The organism is Caulobacter sp. GW821-FHT11E11 (assembly GCF_058808315.1).
The window spans coordinates 127,861-140,657 of sequence record NZ_JBXARO010000002.1; the positions used below are offsets into that span (position 1 = coordinate 127,861).

Genomic DNA, 12,797 nt, shown 5'->3' on the forward strand with positions numbered 1-12,797 from the left:
TCCTCTCGCTTTTTTGAAAAGACGCCCTATCTAGCCTCCCCATGACCGACATCGCCCCCAATCCCGGCGTCCTCGACGACGTCGTTTCCGCATTCCAGATCGAAGGCCTGCCCGTGCGCGGCCGCATGGTCCGTCTCGGCGACGCGGTCGACCAGGTGCTGACCCGTCACGACTATCCCGAGCCGGTGGCCAATCTGCTGGGCGAAGCGTGCGCGCTGGCGGCCCTGGTCGGCTCGAGCCTGAAGTTCGAAGGCCGCCTGATCATCCAGGCCCAGGGCGACGGCCCGGTGCGCTACGTCGTGGTCGACTACGACACCAGCGGCGGCCTGCGCGGCTATTGCCGGTTCGATCCGGAAGAGGTCGCCAAGGCCTCGGAAGGCTTCACGCGTCCGGGCGCCAAGACCCTGCTGGGCGGCGGCGTGTTCATCATGACCCTGGACCAGGGCGCGGACATGGACCGCTACCAAGGCGTCACGCCGATCGAAGGCGAGACCCTGGCCCTGTGCGCCGAACAGTACTTCGCCCAGTCGGAGCAGACCCCGACCCGCGTGCGCCTGGCCGTCGGCCAGGTGGATACGGGCGAGGGCCCCAAGTGGCGCGCCGGCGGCATCCTGATCCAGGTCATCGCGGGCGATCAGGCGCGCGGCGACACCCAGGACGCCTGGACCCACGTGCAGGCCCTGTTCGAGACCACCGGCGAGGACGAGCTGCTCGACCCGACCCTGACGACGGCCACCCTGCTGTGGCGGCTGTTCAACGAGGACGGCGTGCGCCTGCTGGAGGAAAAGCCGCTGCGGGCCTTCTGCCGCTGCTCGGACGAGCGGATCGGCGTGGTGATGGACTCGTTCTCGGCCGAGGAAGTGGCCGACATGGTCGAGCCCGACGGCAAGATCCACGTGACCTGCGAGTACTGCTCGCGCGTCTACAAGCTGGACCCGCCGGCAGCGGCCTGATCGCCAGGCTCTGAAACGAAGAAAGCCGGCGCTCGCAGGAGCGCCGGCTTTTTTGTTGCCTGGAACGCGTGGAGCCTAGTTCAGCTTCGCCGCCGCGCCGGGCATGTGCAGCGAGAACTCCGGGATCTCGACGTCGAACACTTCGCCGTCTTCGGTGACCATCGCGTAGCTGCCCTTCATCGCGCCCGAGGGCGTGGGCAGGGGGCAGTTGGAGACGTAGCGGAAGGCCTCGCGGGGATTCAGCTCCGGCTGCTCGCCGACCACGCCCGAGCCCTCGACGTCGTTCACGCGGTTAAAGGCGTCGACGATGGTCCAGCGGCGCGAGATCAGGGTCACGGTTTCCTGGCCGTGGTTCTCGATCTCGACCGTGTAGGACCAGAGATACAGGCCCTGCTCGGGCGAGGATTCCTCGGCCGCATAGGTCGGGAAGACGCGCACGACGATGTCGCGCGTGCGCGCTTCGTAGGCCGCGCCATCCTGGCCGCGACGACGACGCATGCGCTGCATCGGGGGAGAGGTTTCACGCCTGATCGAGCGCACGGATCACATCCCGTTTGAGGTCTTCGACGCTTTCCAGGCCCACCGACAGGCGCACGCCGCCTTCGGTAACGCCCAGCATCGGGCGTTGCTCCTCGGGCACCGAGCGGTGCGTGGTGGTGGGCGGATGGGTCGCCATGGATTTCGCGTCGCCCAGGTTGTTGGAGATGTCGACGATCTCCAGGGCGTTCAGGAACTTGAAGGCCGCCGCGCGCGAGCCCAGGTCCAGGGCGATCACGGTGCCGCCGCCGGTCATCTGCGACTTGGCGACGTTGTGGCCCGGATGGTCGTGGCGGAAGGGGTAGAGCACCTTCTGGACCTTCTTGTGCTCGGCCATGGTGTTGGCCAGGGCAAAGGCGCTGTCGGTCTGGCGACGCACGCGCAGGTCCAGGGTCTCGAGGCCCTTGACCATGACCCAGGCGTTGAACGGCGACAGCGACGGGCCGGTGTGGCGCAGGCTGTCGCGGTAGAATTCCTCGTTGATCGCCTCGCTGGTCAGGATGGCCCCGCCCAGCACGCGGCCCTGGCCGTCGATGTGCTTGGTGGCCGAGTAGACGACGACGTCGGCGCCCAGCTCCAGCGGCTTCTGGAAGATCGGGGTCGCGAAGACGTTGTCGACGATGACCTTGGCGCCGACGGCGTGGGCCAGCTCCGATACCGCGCGGATGTCGGTGATTTCCAGCACCGGGTTCGAGGGCGTCTCGATCAGCACCGCCTTGGTGCCCGGACGGATCGCCGCTTCCCATTCGCGGATGTCGGTGGCGTCGACGAAGGTGGTCTCCACGCCGAAGCGCGGCAGCCACTCGCTGACGATCCAGCGGCACGAGCCGAACAGCGCGCGGCCGGCCACCACGTGATCGCCGGCGCGGACCAGGCCCATCAGGGCCGAGTGGATCGAGGCCATGCCGGTCGCCTGGGCGCGGCACACCTCGGCGCCTTCAAGCAGGGCCAGGCGGTCTTCGAACATCTTCACGGTCGGATTGTTGAACCGCGAATAGACGAACCCGGGGTCTTCACCCGAGAACCGGCGATCGGCGCCCTCGGCGCTGTCGTAGGTGAAGCCTTGCGTCAGGTAGAGCGCCTCGGCGGTTTCCATGAACTGCGAGCGCGCGATCCCCCCACGAATGAGCTTCGTCGCGACGTCCCAGTCTTTTGGATCCTCGGCCACGGGCCTTGCCTCTCTTACGCGTAAAAACCGCCGGCATAAGGAGCGGGCAGGGGGTCTTGGTCAAGCGTGAAGGCCTCATCCGCAACCGGAGAATTGTCACGGGCGAAAATCACATTGTCACAGGCGAACTCCTGTCGCTCCCGCCTTGCCTTTAAGGCGAGGTTTCGCGAGTGTCGCGCCGATGACCGACGCCCACGCCGCAGGGATTCTGCCCTGCCAGAACATCGAAGACCTGATCGCCGAAGAGGCCATCACCTCGGCCACGCCGTTCGACGTCGACCAGGTGCAGCCCGCCAGCCTGGACCTGCGCCTGGGCGCGCGCGCCTGGCGGATCCGCGCCTCGTTCCTGCCGGGCCTGCATCGCAAGGTGCCTGACCGCCTGCGTGACGTGGCCATGCACGAGCTGGACCTGACCAAGGGCGCGGTGCTGGAGAAGGGTTGCGTCTATATCGCCGAGATCCAGGAGCGCCTGGCGCTGCCGATGACCATCTCGGCGCGGGGCAATCCCAAGAGCTCGACCGGCCGGGTGGATGTGTTCGTGCGCCTGCTGACCGACCACTCCCGCGCCTTCGACGACGTCGACGCCGGCTATACCGGTCCGCTGTATATCGAGATCGCGCCGCAGACCTTCTCAGTGCTGGTCCGCGCCGGCACCCGCCTGAACCAGCTGCGCCTGAAGCGCGGCGAGCCGGCCAAGCTGGCGACCCGCAGCGTCGGCGTCGACCTGACCGCCAGCGACAACGGCGTCGTCGGCTTCCGCGGACGTCGTCACGCCGGCGTCGTCGACCTGGACCACGAGGACGGCCACGACCCGCGCGACTTCTGGGAACCGCTGGAGGCCCGCCATGGCGAGCTGCTGCTGGATCCGGGCGAGTTCTACATCCTGGCCTCCAAGGACGACATCGAGATCCCGGTGCTGGAAGCCGCCGAGATGACCCCGATCGATCCGTCGGTCGGCGAGTTCCGCGTCCACTATGCCGGCTTCTTCGACCCGGGCTTCGGCACCGAGGAGGCCGCCGCCGTCGGCTCCAAGGGCGTGCTGGAAGTGCGCAGCCACGAGACGCCGTTCCTGCTCGAGGACGGCCAGACCGTCGCGCGGCTGGTCTATGAACCCCTGACCTCGCGACCGGTGCGGCTGTACGGCGAAGGCGGCTCGCACTACCAGCGCCAGGGGCTGAAATTGTCCAAGCACTTCAAGGCCTGGCGCTGATCAAGCGACAGTATGAGTCGTTATGTCGCGGCGGGCGTTCACTAACGGCTTAACCAACCCGCGCTTACCTTGAGGTCCAGTATTCGGTCGGGCCTTGAAGGATGTTGCGTAGCGTTTTGAAGCGTCTGTCGCGTGGGGCGATCGCGGCGGGTCTCGTCTGGATGATGGGTGTTGGCGCAGCCAGCGCCGCGCCGGCGATGTGGGAAGTCCGCGACAAGGACTCCGTCATTTACCTGTTCGGCTCGATGCACGTGCTGCGTCCGGACGTGCGCTGGCGCACCCGGGCCTTCGACCACGCCTATGCCGTCGCCGACCGCGTATGGTTCGAGACTCGCGCCGATCTGCCGCCCAGCGAGGTGAAGGTCCTGTTCGACCGCTACGGCGTCGACACCGACCGGTCCCTGACCCAGAAGCTGTCGCCGACGGCCCTGGCCACCCTGCGGCCGGTGCTGGATCGCGATGGCGTGCCGCTGGAACGCCTCGAGCGCCTGCGGCCCTGGGCGGCGGCGATGATGCTGTCAGTCGCGCCGATGACCCGCGAGGGCGGGGCGGTCGCCAGCGGCGTCGACTCGGCCACCACCCAACGCGCCAAGACGGCCGACAAGCCGATCGCCACCTTCGAAACCTTCGAGCAGCAGCTGCGCATCTTCGCCGACCTGCCAGAGCAAGCCGAGCTGGACTACCTCGACGACGTCGCCCGCGAGCAGCTCACCCCGCCGCGCGATGGCGTGATGCTGGAGCGCGCCTGGCTGCAGGGCGACATGGGCCGGCTGGGCGCGCGTCTGGTCGACCGCATGAAGACCGGCCGCCCGGCGCTGTACGAGGCGCTGCTCAAGCGCCGCAACCTGGCCTGGGCCGACCGGCTGGACGCCGAGATGCGGCAGGGCCGGGGGACCGATCTGGTCGTCGTCGGCGCCCTGCACATGGCGGGCGGCGAAGGGCTGCCGGCGTTGATGAAGGCCCGCGGTTACGCCGTCCGAAGGATCCAATGAGCTGTCGCAGCGCGTGTCGCGCGGCAACCCGCCGCACCACATCTGGTGGACAGTCGGTGCGATTACACAAATCCTAGCCCTTGTCCTCTCCGGGGCGCGACTCAGTCACGCTTCGCCGCGGAGGATGCGGAAAGTCTACGGAGGCCCCCTTGGCCCGTACTGCTCAAGACCCGTTCCTGATCCTGCAAGGCCGCGTCGAGGCCTGGGAGCGGTGTGCGCGTATCCCCGGCTGCGACAAGGCCGTCTGGCGCCAGGATTCGGAAGGGCGGGTCATCCGCTGGTCCGATTTCGGCGACCGTTTCTCGCGCTACGGCTGGGAAGCCGTCAGCCGCCCGCGCCCCGGCATGCTGGGGCGCGCCCTCAAGCGCCTGGAGGCCGTCCATTGGCGCGGCGTCACCGGCGAGTCGCTGTCGGTCGATCCGTTCCTCGGCCGCAAGGCCGCCTAAAACGTCAAGCTTCTCCGTCCTTTAGTCGCTACTCCATGACAAAATGACAACCACGCTTGACATGGTGTGCTCGTGAATGACAAATGTCCTTGTCATTTAGACGGGGTGGCTTGTCATGGAAAAGATCGAAGCGCGTAAGGTCAGCCGAGAGGAAATCGCTCAGCGGATCATGGTCGGTTGCGGCGTCTTTGGTGCGCTGATCGGCGCCGGCGTCGCGCTGGTGAACCGTCTGAGCATCGAGATTCCACTGCCCGTGATGGTGGGCGGAACGGCGATCATGGTGGTGGCGCTGTCGGCAGTGACGCTGGTCTATTGGCGGATGATCGACGAGGCCGCCCGCGAGGCCCACAAGTTCGCCTGGTTCTGGGGCGGCATGGCCGGAACGGTGGTGGCGCTGATGATCGGCACGCTGACCGACTCGGCCTGGCTCACGGCGATGTACGGCGCTCTGCATCCGGCGGCCTGGCTGGTCATCGACATGGCTGCGCTGCTCGTGGCTCAGGCCATCGGCTACCTGCTGGCTTGGGCCGGCTGGTGGCTGGTCCGTCAGCGCTAGGGGAGGCGATCATGAGCAACAACTTCCAGACCCCCGCCGCCCGCAACTATCTGCGCCGCTTCATTCCGGCCATGACCGGCTACGTCGTCGTGCTGATGGGCTCGCTGTGGCTGATCGAAGCCCATCATCCCAAGGGGCCGCTGCTGTGGTTGCTGGGCGTGGCCCCCGCGATCCCGATCATCGGCGTGATCGCGGCCATGGGCTTCTACTTGATGGAGGAGACCGACGAGTTCCTGCGCACCGTTCTGGTCCAGTCGCTGCTGTGGGGCATGGGCGTCACTATGGCGTTCTGCACCGCCTGGGGCTTTCTGGAGAACGTCGGCGTGGTCGCGCGCTTCCCGTTGTTCCTGGTCTTCCCGGTGTTCTGCGGCGCGTTCGGCCTGTCCCAGCCCTTCGTCCGGAGGCGGTATCAGTGAAGAACCGCCTCAAGGTGCTGCGGGCCGAGCGCGACTGGAGTCAGGCGGATCTGGCCGAGCGGCTGGAAGTCTCGCGCCAGACGATCAATGCGCTGGAGACCGGCAAGTACGATCCCAGCCTGCCGCTGGCCTTCAAGATCGCCCGGCTGTTCGGGCAACCCATCGAAACCATCTTCCAGGACGAGGCTTGATCATCATGACCGTCGCTTCGAAGTCCCGCATGACCCCCGGCCGGCGCATGCTGCTCTGGGCCGTGATCGCCGCGCCGCTGGGCTATCTGGTCGGCAAGCAGCTGGCCTCGGCCGAGAAGCTGGGCCTCTGGACCGCGCCGGATCTCGGCTGGTCCGACGCCCTGGCGCTGTTCCTGGGCCTGCTGATGCTGGCGGTCGGCTTGGTCACCGTCGGCGTCAGCGCCAGCCGCAAGGCGCTGGGCCGGCAGGTCGATCCCGAACGCGGCGCGCCGGCCAACCGCGAGCAGGCCGGGTTCTACGCTCTCAGCGGTTGGGTGCTGGTGCTGGCGGCGGTGATGATGGCCGCGCCGGTCGTCGTCCGTGTCGTCTTCGATCCCGTGCCGCCCGAGATCGCCTCGGCCACCATGATCGGCCTGATCGCCCTGCTCCTGGTCCAGACCGCCAGCAACATAACGCTGTGGCTGCGTAGCGACGAGCTGATGCGCAAGGCCACGGCCGAGATCTGCGCCCTGACCTTCGTCATTCTGCAGAGCGCTTTGTTCCTGTGGGCGGCCGGCGAGAAGCTGGACCTGCTGCCGGTCCTGACCCTGTGGGACGCCGTCAGCGTGATGATGGCCGCCTATCTGATGATCGCGGTGCTGATCACCTGGCGCCGCGGCCTGGCCTAGACCCTTCCAGTTCCTGCCCAGCGTCCCATCCCGTCGGCGTCATCAGACGCCGAAGCCTTCCGCACGTCCCTACGGGGGAGAAAGATCCATGCGCAAACGCTTCCACCTGTTCGTCATCGCCTTCGCCATCCTGGCCGCCCTGGGCGTGTTCGGCGGCAATCACGCCCACGCCGCCGACCGCATCACCGTCACCGTCACGGGCAAGGGTCCCGACGTCGTGCTGATCCCCGGCCTGGCCTCGTCCGGCGCGGTCTGGGACGCCACCGTCAAGCAGCTGTCGACCACGCACCGCGTCCACGTCGTCCAGGTGGCGGGCTTCGCCGGCGCGCCGGTCGCCGGCAATGCCGAGGGCCCGGTGGTCGAGCCGCTGGTCGAGGCGGTCGACGCCTATATCAAGGCCAACCACCTGAAGGCGCCGGCCGTGATCGGCCACTCGATGGGCGGCTTCACCGGCCTGCTGCTGGCGCGCCGTCACCCTGAGGACATCAGCCGCCTGATGATCGTCGACAGCCTGCCGTTCTTCGCGGTGCTGTTCTCGCCCAACGCCACCGCCGAGGCCATCAAGCCGCAGGCCGCCATGATGCGCGACGGGATCATCGCCCTGAGCCCCGAGGCCTTCGCCACCCAGCAGGCCGCGACCGCGCCGCGCTTCGTCAAGTCGCCGGAAGGCCAGAAGCTGGTCCTGGACTGGTCGAAGACCTCGTCGCAACCGGTCGTGGCCCGCGCCATGTACGACCTGCTGACCACCGACGCCCGGGGCGAGCTGGTCGCGATCAAGACGCCGGTCACGCTGCTCTACGCCTTCGACGGGTCCTTGGGCTTTCCGGCGGCGATGGTCGACAAGACCTATGCCGACGCCTACGCGGCCCTGCCGGGCGTAGTGCTGAAGCGGGTCGACGACACGCGCCACTTCATCATGCTGGACCAGCCCCAAGCCTTCGCGGCGGCGGTCGAGACCTTCCTCAAATAGCCATCCGGCCTTGCGCATCCGCGCAGGCGCTACAATTCTCAACCTCAAGTCATTCGGGGAATTCCATGCTTCGTCAAATGCGCCGCGCCGCGGCAGGTCTCGTTTCGGTCCTGGCCCTGGGCTTCGCCGGCTCGGCCCTGGCCGAACCCGCCCTGTGGGCGATCAAGGACAAGGACTCGACCATCTACCTGTTCGGCACCGTCCACGTGCTGAAGCCCGACACCAAGTGGCGCTCGGCCAAGATCGACCAGGCCCTGACCTCCAGCGGCGACCTGACCCTGGAAATTATCGGCGCCGACGATCCGGCGGTGATGCAGCCGCTGGTGCTTAAGTACGGCCTGGACCCGGCCAATCCGCTGTCGTCCAAGATCTCGGCCGAGAAGTTCAAGCACGCCACCGACGTCGCCCAGGGCGGCGGCGTGCCGCCCCAGGCGCTGAACATGATGCGCCCGTGGCTGGCGGCGGTGTCGCTGTCGATGATCCCGGTGATCAAGGCCGGCTACGACCCCAAGAGCGGCGTCGAGTTCGTGCTGGCTGGCGAAACCAAGGCGGCGGGCAAGGCCCAGAAGGCCTTCGAGACGCCCGAGCAGCAGATCCGCTTCTTCGCCGACATGCCGGCCAAGAGCGAAGCCGACTTCCTCAGCGCCACGCTGGACGACGTCGACGAGGGCGTCGCCAAGATCGACAAGATGGTCACCGCCTGGGCCGCCGGCGACCTGGCCAGCCTGGAGAGCGAGTTCGTCTCGGAGATGAAGGCCGACTATCCCGAGCTCTACGAACTGCTGATCGTCAAGCGCAACCAGGACTGGGCCAAGCAGCTGAAGACCAAGCTGGCCGGTTCGGGCGTCAGCTTCGTCGCCGTCGGCTCGGGTCACCTGGTGGGGCCGGAGAGCGTGCAGGCGCAACTGGCCAAGCTGGGCATCAAGGCCGAGCGGGTGGAGTAGGCTTAAAAGCCTACTCTGCCGCTGCCGCCGCCCGGAGGTAGATCGAGCGTTTCGGCACGCTCATCACCCGCTGCAGCATGGGTTCGAAGGCTTCCAGGGGCATCGACTCGAAGTTCGGGTCGAAGGCCTCCTGGTCGTACACGTGGCAGAACTTGGCCGTGTGCTCGAAGTCGGGATGGCCCCGGAACTGGTCGCGCATGTCGCGGTCCAGGCCCAGGTGGTGGAAGAAGTAGTAGCCCTGGAAGATCGCGTGGTGGGCCACCATCCAGTGGTTCCGCTCCGACACGAAGGGCTGGAGGATGGCGGCGGCGATGTCGGCGTGATTGCGCGGGCCCAGGATGTCGCCGATGTCGTGCAGCAGGGCGCAGACGACATATTCCTCGTCCTCGCCGGCCTGGTGGGCGCGGGTGGCGGTCTGCAGGCTGTGGTCCAGCCGATCGATGGCGAAGCCGCCGCAGTCGCCCTTCAAGAGGTTCAGGTGCGTGATCAGTCGGGTGGGCAACTCGCGGCCGAACTCCACCGACGCGCCAGCGATGATGCCCCAGTCCTCGGGCGTGCCGTCGGTCATCGCGTGGAATTTAGCGCGCGGATGATCTTCGCCGTCGGCCATCACGTTTCTCCCCAAACGTCTGTTTGAAGTGATCGTGCGCCCGAAGCGGGAGGTCGTCAACGCGATGTGGGAGGCCTTGGAGCGGGCGGGGGGAATCGAACCCCCGACATCAAGCTTGGGAAGCTTGCGTTCTACCTCTGAACTACGCCCGCCAAAGGGACGCTTCGTTTAGCCCGGCTCGCCTGCGTACTCAAGTCCGGGAAACTCGGCGAAAGGTTCGGACCTAATTGCGCCTCAGATTGTTCCCTACATGCCGGCCCGAAACCCAAGGGAGTCGATCGTCGCGTGCAAGTTCTGACGGAAACCCCTCGCATGGCGTTTGGCGACGTCACCATCGACGTCGAGAGCCGCCGCGTGCGCGCGCCCGGCGGGGCCAGCCATCTGGAGCCCCGGACCTTCGACCTGCTGATGACCTTGGCTGAGCGGCCCGGCCTGACGGCCTCGCGCGATCACCTGATCGAGACGGTCTGGGACCGGGACGAAGGCTCGCACGTCGCGCTGAACCAGGCGGTGGCCGATCTGCGCAAGGCGCTGGGCGACGATGACCGCGCGCCGCGCTTCATCGAGACGGTGCCGGCGATCGGCTATCGCTGGATCTTCGAGGCGGCGCCCGGCCACGCGCCACCTGCCCAGCGCTGGAGCCTGGGACCCAACTGGCTGGCGGCCGGCGCGGCCCTGGCCATCGCCGTGGGCGGCGTCGCCAGCGTCGGCGCCTATGCCTGGGCGCAGGATCGGGACCCTGAGCCGCGGTCCTTCGTCCAGCGCTAGCGGGCGGTATCGTCCAGGAACGCCGAGGCCCAGACCAGTGGGGCGTTCCAGTTGATCGCCACCTCGTTCTGGGTGAAGGCGCGGTAGTCGTCGGTCCAGCAGGTCTGCGGCTTGCACTGGCCCTTCATGTCCTTGGCCACGTCGTCGCCCATGTTCGTCGAGTTGGGCCCGCCCGAGACCACGCCGGCCGGCGGGGCGGGATAGGCCGCGTTGGCCTGCTTGGCCCAGAAGCGGTGGTGCGGGTTCTGCATCGCCCGCGCGCCGAAGCCGGTGACGTACGAGCGGTCCAGCGGGTTGCGGCCGAGGACATAGTCCATCGCGTCGACCGCGCCGAAGCGATAGGCGATCTCGCCCGTGAAGTCGTAGGCCAGGCCCAGCACCACGGCGCGGTTCAGCACCGAGCTGTTCGAGCCCCACGGATAGCCCGGCGCGGCATAGGGCAGGGCGTAGCCCTGGCTGATATCGTCGGACAGATACCTACCGCCGGTGGCGACCAGGTTGGCGCGGGCCTGGGCGATCTCGGCGGGCTTGAGGCCATTGGGCGCCAGCGCCAGGGTGATCGTGCCTAGCGCGCCGACCGAGCTCCAGCCCAGGTCGCCGGTCGGCCGCGCGCCGGCGGTCGGAGAGGCCAGGAACAGCGGCGAGGCGCGCAGCACCTTCTCGGCGTCGGCGTCCCCGCTGGCGGCATAGAGCTCGGCGGCGGCCCAGTAGAACTCGTCGGTCAAATCACCGTCGCCATAGCCGCCAGAGCCGGTGAACGAACCCAGCTGATAGATCTCGGGATTGCGGCGAGCAGCGGCGAAGGCGCGGCGGGCGGCGTCCAGGCACCGGGCCGAGAAGGCCGGGTCGATGGTCTTCCACACCCGTGCGGCCTGGGCGGCGACAGCGGCCAGGTTCAGGGTCGCGCCCGTGGTCGGGAAGTAGAGATAGCGCACCTGCTTATCGTCGGCTGGCGCGGTCGGCAGGCCGGTCCAGTAGCGGTCGGCGATCTTCTGGTGAGCCATGCCCGAGGCGTCGACGGCGGTCAGCTTCAGCTTGCCGTCGGACTTCTGCCGGCCGACCGGGACCTGCAGGGTCTTGCCGTCCGGGACCTGCATGGCCAGCAGGAAGCTCAGTTCGAAGCGGGCCTCGTCCAGGATGTCGGGCACGCCGTTGGCGTTCTCCGGCAAGGCCTGCGAGCCGTCGCCCAGGGCCTTCAGCGCGCCGGGGCGCTTGAGCACGGCCGCGCGCTCATAGGCATTGACCAGGGTCCAGACCGAGATGCCGCCGTTGACGACGTATTTGCCGTGGTCGCCGGCGTCATACCAGCCGTCGCTGGCGTCCAGGGTGTAGTCGCAGCCCGGCCAGACCTGGCCGCGCTCGTCGGCGAGGTCGAAGCAGGTGGCCTTGTCCGGCGCGTGGCCGGCGGGGCGAGCCAGGTCCGGACGCTCGACGAAGCGGGCCTCGATCGGGACGCTGGCGCGCTGCTGGTAGAAGAACGACAGGGCGGCGCGGGTCAGCTTGCCGTCGGGCCTGGCGCGCAGGGCGAAGGGGCGGCTCTCGGCGGCGCCGACCCTCAGGCGGTAACCGTCGCCGGTCTTGCGGAAGGCCGAGAAGTCGATCTGGTGGACATGCTCGCCGGACGCGGCGTCGTCGCCGAACACCTTGGTCTTGCCCTGGACGACCACGGCGCCTGACGCGTCCAGCAGGGTCCAGTCCAGCGGGGTCTTGGAAGCATCGGCCAGCACGGCGCGCTTGGGGCCGTTGGCCTCGAGGCCGGTCTGGTTCAGGCGGATAGGGCGGGGCGCGTCCTCGGCATTGGCGGCGCTGGCCAGCACAAGCAACGAGGCGAACGACAGGGCGGCCATACGGATCATCAACGCTTCCTCCATGGCGCATCGACCGTGCGCCTTGATGGTGAAGCTACTGCATGAACGACAGCGTTGTCACAAGCTTTGTTACCGGTATTGCCCGGAAATGCAAAACGCCGCCCGAGGGTATCGGGCGGCGTTCGCAGCGGCTCTTGGAAGCGCGCCTAGTTCTGCGGCGGAGCGCCTTCCGGCGGCGGGCCGGGAGGCGGGCCTTCGCCCTGCTGGGCGCGGCGGGCGCGCATCTGTTCGAAGGCGGTCTTCAGCTCGGCCAGGGTGACCTTGCCGTCCTTGTCGGCGTCGATCATGGCGAAGCGGTCTTCCGGCCGGCCGGCGCCGGTCCATTCGGCCTTGTCGACGACGCCGTCGCTGTTGGTGTCCCAGCGCTTGAAGACGTCTTCCGGAGCCGGCATCTGGCGCGGACCGGAAGGCGGGCCGCCGTCCTGGGCCATGGCGACGCCGGCGGCGGCGACCGTGGTGAGCGAAGCGAGCGCGACGAGAAGCGTGCGGCGCATAGAGGG

Annotated in this window: 16 protein-coding genes and 1 tRNA gene; 11 read left to right on the plus strand and 6 right to left on the minus strand. The window is 68.0% G+C overall.

Annotation, left to right across the window (positions count from 1 at the left end):
- Positions 1 to 41: 41 nt before the first annotated feature.
- Positions 42 to 953 (plus strand): Hsp33 family molecular chaperone, encoded by a 912-nt coding sequence (locus AC1RR5_RS04600; RefSeq protein ID WP_492919924.1) that lies wholly within the window; start codon positions 42 to 44, stop codon positions 951 to 953.
- A 75-nt stretch (positions 954 to 1,028) separates the two neighbouring features.
- Here the strand turns inward: AC1RR5_RS04600 and apaG are convergent, their stop codons facing one another.
- Both apaG and metZ read right to left on the minus strand, forming a co-directional pair.
- A complete protein-coding gene (apaG, locus tag AC1RR5_RS04605) occupies positions 1,029 to 1,493 on the minus strand; it encodes a Co2+/Mg2+ efflux protein ApaG (protein WP_492919925.1) in 465 nt (154 codons plus the stop codon).
- Positions 1,474 to 2,658 (minus strand): O-succinylhomoserine sulfhydrylase, encoded by a 1,185-nt coding sequence (gene metZ / locus AC1RR5_RS04610; RefSeq protein WP_492919926.1) that lies wholly within the window; start codon positions 2,656 to 2,658, stop codon positions 1,474 to 1,476. Before metZ ends, apaG begins: the two co-directional genes overlap by 20 nt.
- A 181-nt stretch (positions 2,659 to 2,839) precedes the next feature.
- Between metZ and AC1RR5_RS04615 the strand changes: the two genes are divergently transcribed.
- The 9 genes from AC1RR5_RS04615 (at position 2,840) to AC1RR5_RS04655 (ending at position 9,051) form a co-directional block, all read left to right on the plus strand.
- Positions 2,840 to 3,868 (plus strand): 2'-deoxycytidine 5'-triphosphate deaminase, encoded by a 1,029-nt coding sequence (locus AC1RR5_RS04615; protein ID WP_492919927.1) that lies wholly within the window; start codon positions 2,840 to 2,842, stop codon positions 3,866 to 3,868.
- A gap of 116 nt (positions 3,869 to 3,984) precedes the next feature.
- Positions 3,985 to 4,860: a TraB/GumN family protein gene (locus AC1RR5_RS04620; protein ID WP_492919928.1), complete on the plus strand. Its 876-nt coding sequence runs from the start codon at positions 3,985 to 3,987 to the stop codon at positions 4,858 to 4,860.
- A gap of 149 nt (positions 4,861 to 5,009) precedes the next feature.
- Positions 5,010 to 5,306 carry a hypothetical protein gene (locus AC1RR5_RS04625; protein ID WP_492919929.1) on the plus strand — a complete coding sequence of 99 codons (297 nt, stop codon included), beginning with the start codon at positions 5,010 to 5,012 and terminating at the stop codon, positions 5,304 to 5,306.
- A gap of 115 nt (positions 5,307 to 5,421) precedes the next feature.
- Positions 5,422 to 5,862 (plus strand): hypothetical protein, encoded by a 441-nt coding sequence (locus tag AC1RR5_RS04630; RefSeq protein WP_492919930.1) that lies wholly within the window; start codon positions 5,422 to 5,424, stop codon positions 5,860 to 5,862.
- Positions 5,863 to 5,873: 11 nt separating this feature from the next.
- On the plus strand, positions 5,874 to 6,278 hold the full coding sequence (locus AC1RR5_RS04635; RefSeq protein WP_492919931.1) for a hypothetical protein: 405 nt from the start codon (positions 5,874 to 5,876) through the stop codon (positions 6,276 to 6,278).
- Positions 6,275 to 6,469 carry a helix-turn-helix transcriptional regulator gene (locus tag AC1RR5_RS04640; protein ID WP_492919932.1) on the plus strand — a complete coding sequence of 65 codons (195 nt, stop codon included), beginning with the start codon at positions 6,275 to 6,277 and terminating at the stop codon, positions 6,467 to 6,469. Before AC1RR5_RS04635 ends, AC1RR5_RS04640 begins: the two co-directional genes overlap by 4 nt.
- Before the next feature lie 5 nt (positions 6,470 to 6,474).
- Positions 6,475 to 7,137 carry a hypothetical protein gene (locus AC1RR5_RS04645; protein ID WP_492919933.1) on the plus strand — a complete coding sequence of 221 codons (663 nt, stop codon included), beginning with the start codon at positions 6,475 to 6,477 and terminating at the stop codon, positions 7,135 to 7,137.
- An 88-nt stretch (positions 7,138 to 7,225) separates the two neighbouring features.
- Positions 7,226 to 8,107, plus strand: coding sequence for an alpha/beta fold hydrolase (locus AC1RR5_RS04650; protein ID WP_492919934.1), 882 nt, complete (start codon positions 7,226 to 7,228; stop codon positions 8,105 to 8,107).
- Between the two features lie 65 nt (positions 8,108 to 8,172).
- The gene (locus tag AC1RR5_RS04655) at positions 8,173 to 9,051 is read left to right on the plus strand and encodes a TraB/GumN family protein (protein ID WP_492919935.1); all 879 of its coding nucleotides are present in this window, start codon (positions 8,173 to 8,175) and stop codon (positions 9,049 to 9,051) included.
- Positions 9,052 to 9,061: 10 nt separating this feature from the next.
- On the opposite strand, the gene AC1RR5_RS04660 is transcribed toward AC1RR5_RS04655, so the two are convergent.
- Positions 9,062 to 9,661 carry an HD domain-containing protein gene (locus AC1RR5_RS04660; protein WP_492919936.1) on the minus strand — a complete coding sequence of 200 codons (600 nt, stop codon included), beginning with the start codon at positions 9,659 to 9,661 and terminating at the stop codon, positions 9,062 to 9,064.
- Positions 9,662 to 9,738: 77 nt separating this feature from the next.
- A tRNA-Gly gene (locus AC1RR5_RS04665) sits at positions 9,739 to 9,813 on the minus strand.
- A 133-nt stretch (positions 9,814 to 9,946) separates the two neighbouring features.
- Here AC1RR5_RS04665 and AC1RR5_RS04670 point away from each other — a divergent pair.
- A complete protein-coding gene (locus AC1RR5_RS04670) occupies positions 9,947 to 10,429 on the plus strand; it encodes a winged helix-turn-helix domain-containing protein (RefSeq protein ID WP_492919937.1) in 483 nt (160 codons plus the stop codon).
- On the opposite strand, the gene AC1RR5_RS04675 is transcribed toward AC1RR5_RS04670, so the two are convergent.
- Positions 10,426 to 12,300: a glycoside hydrolase family 9 protein gene (locus AC1RR5_RS04675; RefSeq protein WP_492919938.1), complete on the minus strand. Its 1,875-nt coding sequence runs from the start codon at positions 12,298 to 12,300 to the stop codon at positions 10,426 to 10,428. The two genes, AC1RR5_RS04670 and AC1RR5_RS04675, sit on opposite strands and share 4 nt — an antisense overlap.
- A 143-nt stretch (positions 12,301 to 12,443) precedes the next feature.
- Positions 12,444 to 12,791: an EF-hand domain-containing protein gene (locus AC1RR5_RS04680; RefSeq protein ID WP_492919939.1), complete on the minus strand. Its 348-nt coding sequence runs from the start codon at positions 12,789 to 12,791 to the stop codon at positions 12,444 to 12,446.
- Positions 12,792 to 12,797 lie beyond the last annotated feature (6 nt).